The sequence below is a fragment of the Candidatus Poriferisocius sp. genome (genome assembly GCF_965208475.1).
GTDB lineage: Bacteria > Actinomycetota > Acidimicrobiia > Acidimicrobiales > Bin134 > Poriferisocius.
On record NZ_OZ242338.1, the window covers coordinates 680447 to 697292 of the forward strand.

Consider the following 16846-nt stretch of genomic DNA (forward strand, 5'->3'; position numbering starts at 1 on the left):
ACGATAGCTTGATCCGGTGCCCGACAGCCTCATCAACCCTGATCCCGTTGCCCTGGGCGCCGACTTGCGCGTCGGGCGCCTGGCGTTCGGATGCTGGCGCCTGGTGGGGCGCCCGGAATCCCAGTACCAGGAGCTGTTGGAGACCGCCCTGGGCTTGGGGATGAACCTGGTGGACACCGCCGACGTGTACGGACTCGACTGGGGCGGGGCCTCCTTCGGCGAGGCCGAGGCCAACCTCGGCCGGGTTCTGGCCTCAGCGCCCCAGTTGCGGGAGCAGATGGTGCTGGCCACCAAGGGAGGGATCATCCCGCCCACCCCCTACGACTCAAGCCCTTCGGCCATCACCGCGGCCTGCGAGGCATCGCTCGCCCGCCTCGGGGCCGACGTAATCGACCTGTACCAGATCCACCGCCCCGACCTGTTCGTCCATCCAGCAGATTTGGCCGAGGCCCTCACCGCGCTGCGCGACCAGGGGAAGATCCGCGAGGTGGGCGTCTCCAACTTCACTCCCCGCCAGCACGAGGCCCTCGCCGCCCACCTGCCGTTCCCGCTGGTGTCCACCCAGCCCGAGTACTCCGCCGCCGAACTGGGAGCGCTGCGCGACGGCACGCTGGACCTCTGCCTGCGCGACTCAGTGGTGCCCCTGGCCTGGAGCCCGCTGGCCGGTGGCCGGCTGGCCAGCGGAAACGACGTGCGCCCCGAGCTGATAGCCGCGCTCGACCGGCTGGCCCATCACCACGGCACCAGCCGGACCACCCTGGCCATCGCCTTCGTGCTGGCCCACCCGTCCCGCCCCGTCGCCATCTTGGGGTCGCAGAATCCCGAGCGCCTGGCCGACGCGGCTGAAGCACTGTCTGTGGCCCTCGACCGGGCCGAGGCCTATGCGATCATCGAGGCCTCCGAGGGGGTGCCGCTGCCGTGAGCGGGTCTTCGCCGGTCGAAGTGGCGTGGTTTGCCGCCCTGTGCGACGACGATTACGAGTTCCTCGGCGTCGCCGACCCTGCACTGGCCAGCAGCTGGGAGCACTGCCGAGACATCACGCTGGCCGCCGACCGCCATGGATTCGACAACATCCTCTTGCCGTCGGGCTACACGCTGGGCATCGACTCCGCCGCATTCGCCGCCGCGGTGGCCCCGCTAACCGACCAGATCCAACTCCTGCTGGCCGTGAGGATGGGCGAGATGTGGCTCCCCCAGCTCGCTCGCCAGTTGGCCACAATCGACCAGATGCTGCACGGACGCCTGACCATAAACATCATCTCCAGCGACATCCCCGGCGAAACCCTCGACTCCGGCCCCCGCTACCGGAGAACGCTGGAGTGGATGCAGGTGCTGCGAGCCCTGCTGAACGGCCAGCCGGTGGATTTCCACGGCGAATTCGTCGACCTGGCCTTGGACCCTCCCCGAGCCTCCACCCTGTCGGGCCGCTGCCCGCCGTTCTACTTCGGAGGATTCTCAGAGGCCGCCAAGGAGACCGCGGCGGCCGCGGCCGATGTGTTCCTCACCTGGCCCGACACGGTGGCGGCCGTGGGCGACACGGTGGCCGATATGCGGCGTCGAGCCAGCCGCCACGGGCGCTCGCTGCGCTTCGGGCTGCGCAGCCACGTAATCGTGCGTCCCACCGCGGCCGAGGCCAAAACGGCGGCCGCCCGATTGGTCAGCCGCTTGGACGACGAGGCGGGTGCCGCCATTCGGCGCCGTTCGCTCGACTCGGCCTCGGTGGGGGTCAGCCGCCAAGCCGAGCTGCGCGACACCAGCGACGAGCACGGCTATGCGGAGGAGAACCTCTGGACCGGGATCGGCCGGGCCCGCTCAGGGGCGGGGGCGGCCATCGTCGGCTCCCCCGAAGAGGTGCTGGCCAAACTGGAGGACTACCGCCAGGCGGGCATCGACGCCTTCATCCTCTCGGGCTACCCGCACCTCCCGGAGTGCGAGCGGATCGGGCGCACCGTGCTGCCCGGCCTAAACCACGCCCCCCTGGCCTGGAGCTGACCCGGCCGCCAAATGCAGGCGGCTTCGGCGTTCAGCCCCGAATCGCCAGCCCGGTCTCCAGGTCGAAGAAGTGGGCATTCTCCATCGAAACGGCAACCTCGATCGCCTCGTTGGGCCGAACCGTGGATGTGGGGTGGAACCGAGCGTGGGCCCGGGAAACCCTATGCTCTGCTCCTGCCACCTGTTCTTCGGTCAGCTCCAAGGCCTCTAGCGAGATGACCGGCTTGGCATCTATCCCGAAGTACGCGATCACCTCATACCCTAGGGCCTCGATGTGGGAGACATGGGCCCGTATCCGCTGGTCGACAGGATGGTCGGTGGCGATGGCGGCATCCTCGAAGTCCTTGGGCCGCAAGCCCACCGCCACCGTCGAGCCCAGATAGCGCTCCAAGCCCGGCCGCTGGGCCAGAATCGAATCGGGAACCGCCAATGTCTGGCTCCCGAGTTGCATCGACAACCCCGAGTCCAGGCGGTGGACAACGGCCTCCATGAGGTTCATCGACGGAGAGCCGATGAACGCGGCCACGAAGATGTTGTCGGGCTCGTTGAACAGCTTCATCGGGCTGTCCACCTGCTGGAGGATCCCTCCGCTGATCACCGCAACCCGGTCGGCCATGGTCATGGCCTCAACCTGATCGTGGGTTACGTAGAAGGTGGTTACGCCCACCTCGCGTTGCAGCTCGGTGATCTCGGCCCGCATCTGCACCCGAAGCTTGGCGTCGAGATTCGACAGGGGCTCGTCTAGCAAGAACACCCGGGGCCGGCGCACGATGGCCCGGCCCATCGCCACCCGCTGCCGCTGGCCGCCCGAAAGCTGGGCCGGACGCTTGTCGAGCTGGCTCTCCAATTCGAGGATGCGGGCCGCTTCGTGTACCCGCTCTTTGATCTCCGCTTTGGGCCGCTGGGCCAGCTTCAGCGAGAACGCGATGTTGTCGAACACGTTCATGTGCGGGTAGAGCGCGTAGTTCTGGAACACCATGGCGATGTCGCGGTCCTTGGGCGCCAGGGAGTTGACCACCCGGCCGCCGATCTTCAGCGTCCCGGCGGTGATGTCCTCTAGGCCGGCGATCATCCGCAGCGTGGTCGACTTGCCGCATCCCGACGGGCCGACCATCACCAAGAACTCGCCCTCGTTGATCTCGAGGTTCAGGTCGGCCACCGCCTTGAAGCCGTTGTCGTACTCCTTGTTGACATCCTCGAGCACTACATCGGCCATGCGACCTCCCATCGGTTGTGGACCCGCCGAGGCGCCATCCTAACTGGCATTCTCAGGCCCGGCGGACGGCGAGGATGGCCACGTCGTCGCTGATGGTGCCGTCGGCAAAATCCCGGGCGGCCTCCAGCAGCGACTTGCACAGCACGTCGGGCGACACCGTGGGATCGCGTCGGAGGTGCATGGCGATGCGGTCCTCGCCGAACTGGGCGTCGCCGTAGCGCACCTCGGCCAGGCCGTCGGTGTACATGAGCACCATGTCGCCGGTGTCGAGGGGGATCTCCTTGCTGAAGTAGGAGCTGCCGGGGTCGAGCATCAAAAGGGCACCGGTGGCCCGCAGCGGCTGCACCTCCCGCTCATGCCACAGCCAGGCCGCCGGGTGGCCCGCCGATGCGTATCGCATGGTCTGGGCCTCGGTGTCGAACACCACGACCACCACCGAGATGAACTCCTCGGCCCTCTCGATAGACGACATCTGTGCGTTCAGCTCCTCCAATGCCTGGGCCGGGTCGCGGAACTGGCGCAGGAACACCCGGAGAAGGTACTTGGCCTGGAAGGCGGTGATCGACGACTCGATGCCCCGGCCGGCCACATCGCCGATCACCGCAGCCACTCGGGAAGGGCCCACCCGGAACACGTCGAAGAAGTCGCCGGCCATCACCCCCTCGCCCGCCTGGTACACCCGGCCCATCTCATAGCCGGCGAAGTCGGGCAGGTCGTCGGGGGCGAGCCGGCCCGCCCAGGCCAGCGGCGCGAGGTCGCCCTGGCTCAGCGTCTCCTCGGCTCGGCGCTCCATCTCGAATCGCTCTTGGGTTAGCCGGGCCTCGGCCAGCGAGCGCCGCCCCCACCACAGCGGGAACAGGGCCGGCACCACCACCAGAGCCAAAACGGCGGCCACCACTCGGGATTCCGCTGCCGCCATTACCGCGGCCACCACCGTCAACGCGGCGTACAGCAGGGCGGCGTGGGCGTCGCGGCGGAAGCTGGACTGGGCCAGCGTGTAGGCCGCCTCATAGGCGTCCTCGCCCTCTTCGTCGTACCCTACGCCGGCATGGGTGTGCTCAACCCGCAGCAGGAACCGATAGCGGTGCCGGGCCGAGCGGGTGAACACGCCGGAGGCCACCGCGCACACCCCCGCGGTTATGGCGAGGAGGAGGTTCTCCATTGTCGAAGGCTACTCCGCCGCTTGGGGGAGTTCCCGCCGCATTTGCGGCAACTACTCTCCCGACCGCCGGCGAACTCGGAGCTTGACCGGAACCGACCCCAGCGCGAACGACTCCCGGAGGCGGCGCTCCAGATAGCGCAGATAGGTGCGGGGCAGGGTCCGGTTGGCGAACAGCGTGAAGGTGGGGGGGTCGGTAGCCCCCTGGGTGGCGTACAGCACCCGGGCGCCGTCGGGGGCGGGATGGGCGGCCTGGGCGTCGCGCAGCACCCGGTTCACCGCCTGGGTGGGAATGCGCCGCCGGTACTCGGAGATAACCCCTCCCAACTCCGGCAGCAGCCGCTTCAAGCCCTTGCCCGAAAGGGCGCTCACCCGCAGCACGGCCGCCTCGCCCAAAAAGTGCAGCCGCCGGTCGATGTCGGCGGCAATGGCCCCCCGGGCCACGGTGTCGAGCAGGTCCCACTTGTTGAGCAGCACCACAATCGGGCAGCCGGCCGCGTCGACGCGCTCGGCTAGGCGCTGGTCCTGATGGGTCACCCCCACGGTGGCGTCCACCACCAGCAGGGCGATGTCGGAGCGGTCGACCGCGGCCAGCGCCCGCAGCAGCGAGTAGTACTCGGCGGCCTGGTCGATGCGGGCGCGGCGGCGCATGCCCGCGGTGTCCACGAACCGGATCGGCCCCAGCTCGGTTTCCACCACGGTGTCGATGGCGTCGCGGGTGGTGCCCGGCTGGTCGTGGACCACCGACCGGTCGTCGCCGATGAGTCGGTTGAACAAGGTGGACTTGCCCGCGTTGGGCCGCCCCACGATAGCCACCGACACCGTGGCGGGATCAGGCGCCGCCTCAGCGTCAGCCCCGAGCTCTTCGGCCAGCTCCTCTGGAAAGGCGGCTGTCGCCGCGTCCAGCAGATCGCCCACTCCCCGGCCGTGGAGGGCGCTCACCGGGAACGGCTCGCCCAACCCGAGCCGGATGAACTCCCAGATGAGGTGTTCGTGGGCCTCGTCGTCCACCTTGTTGACCGCCACCAGAACCGGGCCCTCCCGGCCCCGCAGTCGCCCCGCCACCCCTTCGTCGTCGCCGGTGACCCCGGCATGGGTGTCCACCACCATCACCACCACATCGGCGTCTTGCATGGACTTCTCGCTCTGGGCCGACACTTTGGCGTCCATCGAGGCGCTGTCTCCCGCCCCCTGGGGCAGCCACCCGCCGGTGTCCACCACGGTGAACTCCCGCCCCTGCCAGCGGGCGGGCATCTCCTTCCGGTCGCGGGTGATGCCGGGCTGCTCGGCCACGATGGCCTCGCGGCGGCCCAAGATGCGGTTCATCAGCGTGGACTTGCCCACATTGGGCCGCCCCACGATCGCCACCGAGGGCAAGGGGCGCGACACCGCCGGAGAGGCGGCCGCGGGGCTCGGCCTACCCATCGATCGCCCGCCTCAGCGCGGCCCCGTCGGTGGCAACCACCTCCACCGGACGGGGAAGGTCCCCGGGCCGGGTGCCGTCCAAGAACATCCCCTGTGAGAGGCACACGTCGGGCAGCAGGTAGCGGTGGCCCTCCGGCTGGTCGGCCAGCGTGCGGGCGATGTCGGCGCCCACCAGCAGCCCGGCCACCGCGGTGGTCCCGCCGAAGAACCGGTTCTCCACCGGCACCACCCTCACATCGCCGCGACCCGAAGAGTTCACCAGCGGGGCCAAAACCGCAGCCCCGTACTCCCCGGTGACCACCGCCACCGGAGTGCCCGGGCGGGGCCGAAGGCCGACGGGAACCGTCCCATCTCCCCTCGGGGCCCCGCAGGCCCCTCCATCCCCATCTCCCCTAGGGGCCCGGTAGCCGGCGGCCGGCGCCCCTTCAACCCAGGCGAAGAAGCCGGGCCGGGTCCCGGTCGTCTCCTGGGCCTGGCCCGAGAACTCCATTCGAAGGGTGGTCGCCATGCCCACCCCGTCCTCGTGCATGGAGAATCCCTCGTAGGCCTCGGGGCCGGGGAAGTCGACGCCGGCCAGCAGGTAGTACTCGTCGGCGGCGAACACCAGGCGGCGGCCCAGCATCCCCTGGTTGATCCCCTGCCACTCGTGCACCGCCTCCACCACCGCCGCAGCCTCGGCCTCGGTGTGGGGCCTCAGCCGGGGCTCAGAGGTGTGGCGCGACACCCCCAGCGGCACCACGCACACGCTGGCCAGCTCGGGGTACTCGTCGGCCACCCCGGCCAGGGTGTCCTCCAGCACGCCGCCGTCGTTCACGCCGGGGCACACCACCACCTGTCCGTTCACCTCGATGCCGTGGTCGAGCAGCGCCCGCAGCCAGCGCAGGCTGGTGGCTCCCCGTCGATTGCGGAGCATGGCGGCCCGCACATCGGGGTCGGTGGCGTGGATGCTCACGTTGAGCGGCGACAGCCGCTCGGCCACCACCCGCTCCAGGTCGGCTTCGGTGAAGCGGGTCAGGGTGGTGAAGTTCCCGTACAGAAACGAGAGCCGGTAGTCGTCGTCCTTCATGTACAAGCTGGGCCGCAGCCCCGGCGGAAGCTGGTAGATGAAGCAGAACTCGCAGTGGTTGTCGCAGGTGCGAACCCGGTCGAACAGCGCCGAGTCCACCTGCGCGCCCAGCGGCGCCCCGGCCTGTTTGTGTACCTCGAGCTCCAGCACCACCCCGTCGCGCCGCACGTCGAGGCTCAGCTCCGGCTCGTCCACCAGCATCTGGTACTCGATCACGTCGGTGGGAATGCGGCCGTTCACGGCCAAGAGCTCGTCGCCGGTCCGCAGGCCGAACCGCTCTGCCACCGACCCGACGGCGACAGCGGTGATCCGGGGAGCGGGCATGACAGGAATGATACGAGGCTGAGAAAGCCTCGTCCGACCGCTAAATTGGCCTGATGCACGTGGAGAAGGTGATCTTGGCCGCGCCCCGTGGATTCTGCGCCGGCGTGGAGATGGCCATCAAGGCGCTGGCCTGGCTGGTCCGCACCTTCGGCGGGCCGGTGTACTGCTACCACGAGATCGTCCACAACAAGCTGGTGGTCCGCCGCTTCGAGCAGCTCGGCGTGGTGTTCGTAGACGACATCTCCGAGGTGCCCCCCGGCTACCCGATCATGCTTTCGGCCCACGGCTCGGCCCCCGAGGTGGTGGCCGCCGCCACCGAGCAGGCCAGCTACATGGTCGACGCGGTGTGCCCGCTGGTCACCAAGGTGCATCACGAGGTCAAGGTTCGGGCCAACAAGGGCTATCGCATCATCTATGTAGGCCACGAGGACCACGAGGAGGCGGTGGGCACCATGGCCGTTGCGCCCAAGTCCATCCATCCGGTGGAGTGCACCGACGATGTGGAGGCGCTGCCCGATTTCGCCGAACCGGTGGCCCTTTTGGCCCAGACCACGCTGTCGCACCGCGACTGGGAAGGGGTGCTGTACGCGGCCCAAGACCGGTTTCCCGAGATGTGGACGCCGGGTCGCAGCGATCTGTGCTTCGCCACCACCAACCGTCAGGCCGCGCTGACTGCCATCGTCGGGCGGTGCAGCACGTTCGTGGTCGTCGGCTCGGCCAATTCCTCCAACACCCAGGCACTGGAGAAGCTGGCCCGAGAGCTGGGCTGCGAGAACGTGTACCGGGTGAACTGTGCCTCAGAGCTGCCCGACGACATCACCGGGGTGGTTGGGGTCACCGCGGGGGCGTCGGCCCCCGAGGAGCTGATCAACGAGGTGTTGGAGCGCCTGGCGCCGGAGCAGGGAATCGAGGAGGTCTCGGTCACCGGAGAAGACGAGTACTTCCCCCCGCCCCGAAACCTACGAGAGCTCATCGAGGCCTCCGGCTCGCTGGCCTCCTTCAGCCTGGGGGGAGCACCGTCGCCCGCCTCGATGGTGGACCGCCATGTGGCGGCCAGCGACGTCCTCGACGTACTGATCGCCGGCCACTGAGCAGATCCCGAGCCCGATCCCATCACTGTCGAGTCCCCTTCCTGAGCCAAGGGGCTGTTCAGGCCTGCGGGCTGTCTCCGGGCCGCTCGACGGGGATGCCCAATTCTTGTTGCAGGTCGTCGAACATGCTCTGGAGAACCTCCCGCAGCTCCGCGGAGTACGCGATCAACGACTCCCGGCTCTGTCGACCCCGATCGTCAACCTCAGGTGGTGCAAGCGGCTCCCCCCACACAATCCGAACAGTCCGGGGCCGAGGCATTCGCACGCCGATGCCCATGGCCCGCTCAGTGCCGCCGACGGCCACCGGCATCACCGGCACTTGGGCCTTGGCCGCCAGCCAGGCCACCCCGTCCAGCAGCGGATGGATGTGGACACCCGACTTGCGCTCACCCTCCGGGAACACCACCAGCGCCCTTTCGGCTTCCAGCACCGTCAGTGCGGCCTTCAGCGCGCTGCGGTCCACCATCTCCCGCCGCACGGGAAAAGCGCCCATGGTCACCAAGAACCGCGTGGTGATCGGGCCCCGGAACAGTCCGCTCTTGGCGAAATAGCGCAGCGGGCGACCGGCCGACGCCCCCACCAGCAGGGTGTCCAGGTTGGAGCGGTGGGTGGGGGCGATGATCACCCCGCCAGCCCGGGGCAGGTTGCGGCGTCCTCGGGCGTAGCACCGGAAGTACGCACCGAACACCGCTCGGGCCAGTCGCTGCACGAAGAAGTGAAACACCACTCCCGCCACCCGGCCCCTGACCTCTAGATCCTCAGGACGAAGCTCGACTCGCCTCATGCCACCCAGGCGATCATCGGGCGCCACAGCAGCCTCATGCCAGCCAGGCGAGCAGCTTGTCCACCACCTCGTCTATGGCGAGGCGGGTGGTGTCGATGTGAACCGCGTCGGGAGCTTGGGCCAGCGGGTCGTGCTGGCGGGTGGAGTCGGCCGCGTCGCGGGCGGCCAGGTCGGCGGCCACCGTCTCGTAGTCGAGAGCGCTGACCTCGCCCGCCCGGCGCTCGGCCCTGACCTCGGCCGAGGCGCTCAAATACACCTTCAGCTCGGCGTCGGGGAACACCACCGTGCCGATGTCCCGGCCCTCCAGCACGCCGCCGCCCCTCTCCACCGCCCAGGCCCGCTGGCGCACCCGCAGCACCTCCCGCACCCCGGAGATGGCCGCCACCGTGCTCACCGACCGGGTCACCTCCGGGCCTCGGATCTGGGTGGTGGCATCCACTCCGTCCACGATGACCGCCGCGTCGTCGATGCGGATGTCGCTGGTTCGGGCCACCTCCACAATGGCCTCGGGATCCGCCAGGTCCACCTCTCGGGCCATCGCCGCGAACGCCACTGCCCGGTACATCGCCCCGGTGTCCAGGTACTCCAGCCCCAGCCGCTCGGCCAGCCGCCGGGCTACCGTGGATTTGCCCGACCCCGCCGGCCCGTCGATGGCAATGACTCTCATCTGGCCGTCCTCCCGCTCGCTCACCCGCGTCCCATCCCGATCACACTCACGGCGCCCATCCTGTGGCGCGGCTCAGGTCGCGGGCAAAGCCCGGGTAGCTGGTGGCCGTTGCCTCGAATCCCTCTATGGTCACCGATCCGCAGCCCGCGGCCCCGGCAATGGCGGCGGACATGGCCATCCGGTGGTCTCCGCGAGCGTGTACCGTTCCGCCGCCCAGCCCTTGGGCCCGGCCCCCCCCGGCGATCACCAGCGTTTGGCCGTCTATCCGGCAATGTGCCCCCAACCCGGTGAGCATCTCGACGATGGCCGCGGCCCGGTCGCTCTCTTTCACCCGCAGCTCGCCGATGGCCTCGAACACGGTGACCCCGTCGGCCACCGCCGCGGCCACCGCCAACACGGGCACCTCGTCGATGCACCCCGGCAGTTCCTCGGCGGTCACCCGGGTGCCTTCTAGCTCGCTGGAACGGGCCTCGATATTGCCGGTGTCCGAGTCAACGGTGATGTCGGCCCCCATGCGGGCCAGCACCTCGAGGAACCCTCCCCGGGCCGGGCCGAGGTACACATTCTCCACAACGAGGTGGCTGGCTGGGGCCATGCACGCCCCAGCGAGCCAGAACGCGGCCTGCGACGGGTCGCCGGGTATGCCTATCGAGTTGGGCGGCGCCACCTCGCCGGGCCACACCGTCACCGATCCGCCCTCGCGCTCAACCCTCACCCCGGCGGCGGCCAGCATCTCCTCGGTGTGGGCCCGGGTGGGCGCCGGCTCGTGAACGGTTGTGGATCCTGTGGCCCGCAGGCCAGCCAGAAGCACCGCGCTCTTCACCTGGGCCGAGGCCACCGGAAGGGCGTATTCGATGCCCCGCAGCGGCCTGCCCTCCACGGTCAGCGGCGCCAGGGCGCCGCTCGCCCCGCGGCCCCGCACCGAAGCCCCCATAGCCGACAGCGGCTCGATGATCCGGCCCATGGGCCGTCGCCGGATGGAGGCGTCGCCGTCCAGGGTGGTGGTGAAGTCGTATCCGGCCACCAAACCGGCCAGCAGGCGGATGCCGGTGCCGGAGTTCCCGAGGTCGATGGGGTTGGGCGCCCCGTCCAGCCCGCCGGTAACGGTGACATCCCCCGATGCGTGGTCTTCGACCCGGGCGCCCAGAGCCTCCAGGGCGCTGCGGGTGCGGGTCACATCGTCGCCATCCGACAGGCCCCCGATGGTGCACGGCTGTCGGCCGAGCGCGGCGATCATCAGCGCCCGGTGCGAGATCGACTTGTCGCCGGGCACCCGCAGCCGGCCCGAAAAGCGCCGCGGCCCGCTCACGGTGATGGCGCTCACCACCGAACCCCCTCACCCCGGCAATTCCGGGACCTCCCGCTCCGACAAGCCGGCCAACCCCACCGCACCCTCACGACAAAACGCCCACCGTCGGGTTGTAGCCCTGCCGGCCCAGGGCCTCAGCCAGGCTGTCGGCCATCTCCTCGTTCACCACCAAAATGGCCACGCCCTCGCCCCCCTCCACCGAGTGGGCGATCTCCAGGTCGTAGATGTTGGCCCCGACGTCGGTGGTCAGGCTGGTGATGCGGGCCAGCTCGCCGGGACGGTCGAAAACCCGCACCCGCACCTCGGCCAGCGTCACGTCCCGGTCCAAGCCCGACGGCAGATGCAGCCGGGCCGCCCGGGCCTGCTCCAACAGAGCCAGCAGCCCGCCCCGGTCGCCGCTGGACACCAGCGAGCGCACCTCGCCCAACGCGTCGATGAACCGGTCGAGCACCGAGCAGATGGCCTCGGCGTTCTCCTGGCAGATGTCGGGCCATATGCCGGGGTTACCGGAGGCGATGCGGGTCATGTCCCGGAATCCGCCTGCGGCCAGCCGCAGCATCGCCCGGTGCTCCTCGGAGCGTTCGTCGGCCATCGCCATGAGCGTGGCCGCGGTCAGGTGGGGAACGTGCGACACCACCGCCACCAGTGCGTCGTGGCGCTCGGGAGCCAGCGACACCACGTCGGCCCCCAGCGACGCCACCACCGAGCGGATCTGCACCAGGGCGCCGTCGTCGGTCTCCTCGGTGGGGGTGAGCACCCACACCGCGTTGGCGAACAGGTTGGCCCGGGCGCCGGCCACGCCCTCCTGCTCGCTGCCGGCCATGGGGTGACCGCCCACGAAACGGCGGTCGTCCACCGCGCCCACGATGGGCGCCTTCACACTGCCCACATCGGTTACCAGCCCCGCGCCCGCGTCCAGCGCCTTGCGGGCTTCGGCGGCGGCCGCCCCCACCGGGGTGGCCACAAACACGATGTCGGCACCGGTCGGCGGCCCCACCGCGTCGAGAGCCCTTCGGCTCAATGCCTCGGCGGCCACCGACTCGTCCTGGTCGGTTCCCACCACCTGCCAGCCCCGCTCCCGCAGGGCCAGGCCTATGGAGGCCCCGATGAGCCCGGTGCCCACGATGGCGGCCCGCCGAGGGGCGTCGCCTCCTAGCGCCACAGCCGCCCAGCCTCACGCCGCGCCATGGCCGCCCTGTTCGCCGGCATCACTCGGGAAGGTCGTCGCGCAGGCCCTGGGCGCCTTCCAGGTAGATGTGGTGCAGCTCGTCGCGCCCCCGCGGGGTGGTGAGATGGATGAGCACCCGCAGACACCGCGGGGTTCCGCCGTCGATGTCCAGCTCCTGGGCGCACAGCAGCGGCACGTCGCCCAGGCCGAACGCCCGGGCCGCGGCGGCCGGGAAGGCCGAGTTGATGTCTGAGGTGGCGGTGAACACGATGCTGATCAAGTCGTCGTGGGCGATTTCGTTGCGGTCGAAGAGCTCGGTCAAAAGAGCGATCATCCGCTTCTCGATCTGCTCGGCGGTGTCGACGTCGATGGTGGTGGCGCCCCGCAGGGCCCGCACGGCGCGGCTCACGCCCCAGATTCTACCGACCCCCGCCCCCGGCCCCGAACTCTGTTTCAACAGAGCCGCTGCTGGGGGCCCAGCACCGCATTTCGCCGGGGCTCAGCCCCCTTCGCGGCAGGCCCGCTCCAAAGTCCGCACTTCGCCGGGGTGCAGCTCCCGCCATTGGCCGGGGGGGAGCTTGCGGTCGGCCAGCGGGCCGATGCGGGTGCGCACCAGGCGCAGCACCGGGTGGCCCACCGCCTCGCACATGCGGCGCACCAGGCGGTTGCGGCCCTCGTGGACCACGATGCGCACCACCGACGGCTCCGGCAGCGACACCGCGGCTGCCCGGGCAACCCCGTCGTCCAACTCCACACCCTCGCGCAGCCGCCTCAGCGCCCCCCGGCGGGGCCGGCCCTCCACCTGGGCCAGGTATTCCTTGTCCACCCCGAACGAGGGGTGGGCCAGCCGGTGGGCCAGCTCGCCGTCGTTGGTCAGCACCAGCAGGCCCTCGCTGTCGGCGTCGAGGCGCCCCACCGGGAAAACCCGGGGCTCCCCGGGCACCATCTCCACCACCGTGGGCCGCCCCTCGGGGTCCGACGCAGTGGTCACCACGCCCCGCGGCTTGTTCAACAGGTAGTAAACCAGATCGGACGACAGCCCCACCGTTGCACCGTCCACCGCCACCGAATCGCGCTCTGGGTCGATCCGCTGGCCGAGGCGGGCCGGCTGCCCGTTCACGGTGATGCGGCCTTCGGCCACCATCTCCTCCACCGCTCGCCTGCTGGCCACCCCCGCCCGGGCCAGTACCTTCTGTATCCGCTCAGAGTCGCCCTCCATACGGGGCTACCATGGCACGCACACCCGGATGCCGCCGAAGCATTTGGGCCAGACGAGCATATGGCTATGCAACCTTTCGCCGTATCCAGCCCCCGGATTTGGGCCGCACTGGGCGCCTTGGCGCTGTTGGCCGGGCTGTTAGCCCCGCCACCCGTCGCCAGGGCCCAGCCGAGTGTGCCCGCTGAGCCTGTGGGTGTGACGGCGACGCCGGGCGACCGGCAGGTCGCGCTGGCCTGGACCCCGGGCGACGACGGCGGCAGCACGATCATCCGGTACGAGTACACATTTGATGAGAACGGCGTGGCTGTGAACGTGTGGTACCCCGTTCCCGGGAGCAATCGCCGCACCACCAGCCACACCGTCACCGGCTTGACCAACGGCACCGCCTACCGGTTCCGCCTGCGAGCCGTCAACTACGAGGGCAACGGGGCCGTGGCCACCGCGGTGCTGCTGCCCGCCATACCGGCCACAACCCCGGCCCAGCCCATCGGATTGAAGGCCACTCCGGGCAACTCCCAAGCCACGCTGACCTGGACTCCCGGATTTGACGGCGGTTCGCCGATCCTGCACTACGAAATCCGCCAGAGGGTCGGCGCCGGCGCCTACACCCCTTGGACCATCATCGTCGATTCCACTGCCGCCACCACCAGCCACACCGTTACCGGATTGACCAACGGCGTTACCTACCAATTCCAAGTCCGCGCGGTGAACGCCCAAGGGCCGGGAACTACCCAGCCGGAATCCTCCGAGCCGGAAGTCGCTGAGCCCGAAACGACTGGGCCGGAGACCGCCGAACCCGACACCGCCGAACCCGACACCGCCGAACCCGACACTGCCGACTCCGAAACGACTGGGCGAGAGACCGCCGAGCCCGACACTGCCGACTCCGAAACGACTGGGCCGGAGACCGCCGAGCCCGACACTGCCGACTCCGAAACGACTGGGCCGGAGACCGCCGAACCAAAGACAACCGAACCCGGCACTGCCGAGCCGGGAACCGCTGAGCCGGTGCCCTCCGAGCCGGAAGTCGCTAAGCCCGACACTGCCGAGCCCGAAACCACCAAGCCGGCTGTTCCGGTGGAGGTGCCTCCCGCTGGCGGCCGCTTCTACTCCGGCGTCATCACCGCGCCCAACTTCTGCACCGATCGGTCGCTGGGCGGTCCCATCACCTATCCCCACGATTCGAATGGCGATGGCATCGCCGACGTGTGCTCGCTGCCCTATACCCGCCGCGAGGCCATCGCCCGCCAGCAAGCGGTGATCGCATTGGCCAACCAGCACACCGACCTTTACGCCATGCTGGTGAACGAGGCTTGCGCCGTCACCGAGGGCACCGTGGCCTGCGGCGGCGACAACCCGAGCGCCGCGCCGCCGGTGCCTCCCGCTGGTGGCCGCTTCTACTCCGGCGTCATCACCGGCCCTAGTTTTTGCGCCAACCGGTCGTTAGGCGGTCCCACCACTTATCCCCATGACTCGAATGGCGATGGCATCGCCGATGTGTGCTCGCTGCCCTACACCCGCCGCGAGGCCATCGCCCGCCAACTAGCCGGCCAAATCCTTGCAGCAAGGTTCCCCGAGCAGTTCCAAACCCGGCTCCAAAGCGCCTGCCGCTCCCTCGCCCACACCGACTTCGGCGACAACCCCGCCGACTCGGCCAAAGACGCCTGCGCTCAGCCGGTTTCGGTCAGTTCCTGAACATTCATTTGGCTATCCCGTAGCTTCGCCGTCGCCCGCCGGAGTGGGGCGGTTGTCGGCCATGAGGCTGGTTTCCAGGGCCTCGATCACCTCGGGGCCGGGCACGAAGTCCACCAGCGGGGGCAGGTCGCGCAAGGAGTCGAGGCCAAGGCGCTCCAAGAAAGCCGGCGTGGTGGCGAACAGCCGGGCACTGCCGGGGCCGGGGTCGCGGCCCGCCTCGTAGACGAGGCCCCGATGCTCGAGGGTGCGCATGGCGCCCTCGGCGTTCACCCCCCTGATGGCCGACACTTGGGCCCGCGACAGCGGCTGTTTGTAGGCCACGATGGCCAGCGTCTCCAGAGCGGCCGAAGACAGCCGGGCGCTCTGGCCGCTCACCACGAATCGCTTCACGTAGCTCTCGGCGTCGGGATGGCTTCGGTAGCGGTATCCGCCCGCGGCCCGCACCAGCTCGAACCCCCGCCCCTCGGCCCGGTACTCGGCGGCCAGCTCTTCGCAGATGGCCGCCACCTGCGCCGCGGGAATCTCGATGAGCTGCGCCATCAGCCCCGGCGCCACCGGCTCCTCGGCCACCATCACAATGGCCTCCACCGCCCGCCGAGCCTCCCCGCGCTCATCAGCCATGGCACATCCCGGGCGGCTTTTCCAACAAGGCGCCCCTGACAACCCTGCGCTCATCCCTCATAGGCGTCGATCTCGGCGAAGGGGGCGGCAATATCGTCGTCGCCGCTCCAGGCTATGGCGATTCGCCCGAAGGTGGCCGCTTGCGACACCTCCACCAGGCCCCGCTTGTACAGTTCCAGCACAGCCAGGAAGTACACCACCACCTCGATGCCGGTGGACAGGTGCCCGGTGAGCTCCCGGAATCCCACAGTGCCCATGGCGGGCAGCCGGGCCGCCAGCTCGGTGGCCACCTCGTTCACCGTCACGGGGATGTCGGTCACATGCGCCAGGCTCACCTTGGGCTCGGGCCGAGCGACGGTGGCCCGCAAGAACGCGGCTCGCAGGTCGTCGGGGCCGATCCCGGCCAAGAAGTCGGGCACCAGATCCGCGTAGCGGTCGTCGGGCCCCGCGTTGCGGGAAAAGCCCCGCCCGGCCGCCGCGGCCAGCTGCTCCAGCGCCGCCGATGCCACCTTGAAGGTGTGGCACTCCAGCAGCCGGGCCAACAGCAGGTCGCGCTCGCTCCACAGGGCCAGCTCCTCATCGAGGTCCACCGAGGCGCTGTCGGGCAGCAGCCGGCTGCTCTTGAGCTGCACCAGGGTGGCCGCGATCAACAAGAACTCGGTGGCCACCTCCAAGTCGAGCTGCTCCATGTGGTCGAGCTCGGCCAGGTAGGCGTCCACGATGTCGCCCACCACCACCTCGTATAAGTCCACCTCGTCGCGCAGTATCAGGTGCAACAGCAGGTCAAACGGCCCCTCGAACACCTCGGTGCGTACCTCAAAAGGCCCCCCATGCACCACCGAGCGACCCTCGGTCGGCCCGTCGGACACCCCGGTATGCGCCACCGCTGCCACACCGCCACCATAATGCGCCACCCCGCAGAGAAGGCGACTCCCCCGCGCCCCCGTGGCAGCCAACCTGCCTCTTTCCCGAGCGCTGATTTCCTCTTGTCGCGGCCGCTAGTATGTGCCACTATGAAATATATGGATAGATCTTGAAAAGAGGTATGGTCATGACGACGCAGAACCGCGTTCATAGGGAGTGAAGGGACCTCAGTTCGGTTCATTGGAG

Annotated in this window: 16 protein-coding genes; 4 read left to right on the forward strand and 12 right to left on the reverse strand. The window is 69.6% G+C overall.

Going from position 1 to position 16846, the window contains the following annotated elements; translation table 11 throughout:
• The first annotated feature begins 16 nt into the window (after window positions 1-16).
• Entirely contained in the window at window positions 17-922 is a 906-nt protein-coding gene (locus tag ACOGXA_RS03190) for an aldo/keto reductase (protein WP_419925839.1), read from the forward strand.
• Complete coding sequence (locus ACOGXA_RS03195; protein ID WP_419925840.1) at window positions 919-1992, forward strand: LLM class flavin-dependent oxidoreductase; 1074 nt, start codon at window positions 919-921, stop codon at window positions 1990-1992. The genes ACOGXA_RS03190 and ACOGXA_RS03195 overlap by 4 nt, the downstream gene beginning before the upstream one ends.
• 31 nt (window positions 1993-2023) lie before the next feature.
• Here ACOGXA_RS03195 and ACOGXA_RS03200 read toward each other — a convergent pair whose 3' ends face one another.
• From ACOGXA_RS03200 to ACOGXA_RS03215, 4 genes are read right to left on the reverse strand one after another with little or no spacing between them, the layout of a single operon-like run.
• Window positions 2024-3208, reverse strand: coding sequence for an ABC transporter ATP-binding protein (locus ACOGXA_RS03200; RefSeq protein WP_419925841.1), 1185 nt, complete (start codon window positions 3206-3208; stop codon window positions 2024-2026).
• Window positions 3209-3260: 52 nt separating this feature from the next.
• On the reverse strand, window positions 3261-4370 hold the full coding sequence (locus ACOGXA_RS03205; RefSeq protein ID WP_419925842.1) for a PP2C family protein-serine/threonine phosphatase: 1110 nt from the start codon (window positions 4368-4370) through the stop codon (window positions 3261-3263).
• Between the two features lie 51 nt (window positions 4371-4421).
• Complete coding sequence (gene der / locus ACOGXA_RS03210) at window positions 4422-5792, reverse strand: ribosome biogenesis GTPase Der (RefSeq protein WP_419925843.1); 1371 nt, start codon at window positions 5790-5792, stop codon at window positions 4422-4424.
• Window positions 5785-7182, reverse strand: coding sequence for a DUF512 domain-containing protein (locus ACOGXA_RS03215; protein WP_419925844.1), 1398 nt, complete (start codon window positions 7180-7182; stop codon window positions 5785-5787). The genes der and ACOGXA_RS03215 overlap by 8 nt, the downstream gene beginning before the upstream one ends.
• Before the next feature lie 53 nt (window positions 7183-7235).
• Here ACOGXA_RS03215 and ispH point away from each other — a divergent pair, with 53 nt between their 5' ends.
• A complete protein-coding gene (gene ispH, locus ACOGXA_RS03220; RefSeq protein WP_419925845.1) occupies window positions 7236-8273 on the forward strand; it encodes a 4-hydroxy-3-methylbut-2-enyl diphosphate reductase in 1038 nt (345 codons plus the stop codon).
• A 58-nt stretch (window positions 8274-8331) separates the two neighbouring features.
• Here ispH and ACOGXA_RS03225 read toward each other — a convergent pair whose 3' ends face one another.
• From ACOGXA_RS03225 to ACOGXA_RS03250, 6 genes are all read right to left on the reverse strand, one after another.
• Window positions 8332-9057: a lysophospholipid acyltransferase family protein gene (locus ACOGXA_RS03225; protein WP_419925846.1), complete on the reverse strand. Its 726-nt coding sequence runs from the start codon at window positions 9055-9057 to the stop codon at window positions 8332-8334.
• A 34-nt stretch (window positions 9058-9091) separates the two neighbouring features.
• On the reverse strand, window positions 9092-9724 hold the full coding sequence (gene cmk, locus ACOGXA_RS03230) for a (d)CMP kinase (RefSeq protein WP_419927037.1): 633 nt from the start codon (window positions 9722-9724) through the stop codon (window positions 9092-9094).
• A 46-nt stretch (window positions 9725-9770) separates the two neighbouring features.
• Window positions 9771-11048, reverse strand: a complete 1278-nt coding sequence (aroA, locus tag ACOGXA_RS03235; protein WP_419925847.1) for a 3-phosphoshikimate 1-carboxyvinyltransferase — start codon at window positions 11046-11048, stop codon at window positions 9771-9773.
• Window positions 11049-11118: 70 nt separating this feature from the next.
• Window positions 11119-12195 (reverse strand): prephenate dehydrogenase/arogenate dehydrogenase family protein, encoded by a 1077-nt coding sequence (locus ACOGXA_RS03240; RefSeq protein WP_419925848.1) that lies wholly within the window; start codon window positions 12193-12195, stop codon window positions 11119-11121.
• A gap of 46 nt (window positions 12196-12241) precedes the next feature.
• Entirely contained in the window at window positions 12242-12610 is a 369-nt protein-coding gene (gene aroH / locus ACOGXA_RS03245; protein WP_419925849.1) for a chorismate mutase, read from the reverse strand.
• A gap of 90 nt (window positions 12611-12700) precedes the next feature.
• Window positions 12701-13420, reverse strand: coding sequence for a pseudouridine synthase (locus ACOGXA_RS03250; protein WP_419925850.1), 720 nt, complete (start codon window positions 13418-13420; stop codon window positions 12701-12703).
• Window positions 13421-13486: 66 nt separating this feature from the next.
• Between ACOGXA_RS03250 and ACOGXA_RS03255 the strand changes: the two genes are divergently transcribed.
• Window positions 13487-15115, forward strand: a complete 1629-nt coding sequence (locus tag ACOGXA_RS03255; RefSeq protein WP_419925851.1) for a fibronectin type III domain-containing protein — start codon at window positions 13487-13489, stop codon at window positions 15113-15115.
• Between the two features lie 12 nt (window positions 15116-15127).
• On the opposite strand, the gene scpB is transcribed toward ACOGXA_RS03255, so the two are convergent.
• Both scpB and ACOGXA_RS03265 read right to left on the reverse strand, forming a co-directional pair.
• Window positions 15128-15736, reverse strand: a complete 609-nt coding sequence (gene scpB / locus ACOGXA_RS03260) for an SMC-Scp complex subunit ScpB (protein WP_419925852.1) — start codon at window positions 15734-15736, stop codon at window positions 15128-15130.
• Between the two features lie 50 nt (window positions 15737-15786).
• Entirely contained in the window at window positions 15787-16629 is an 843-nt protein-coding gene (locus ACOGXA_RS03265; RefSeq protein ID WP_419925853.1) for a segregation and condensation protein A, read from the reverse strand.
• Window positions 16630-16846: the final 217 nt, after the last annotated feature.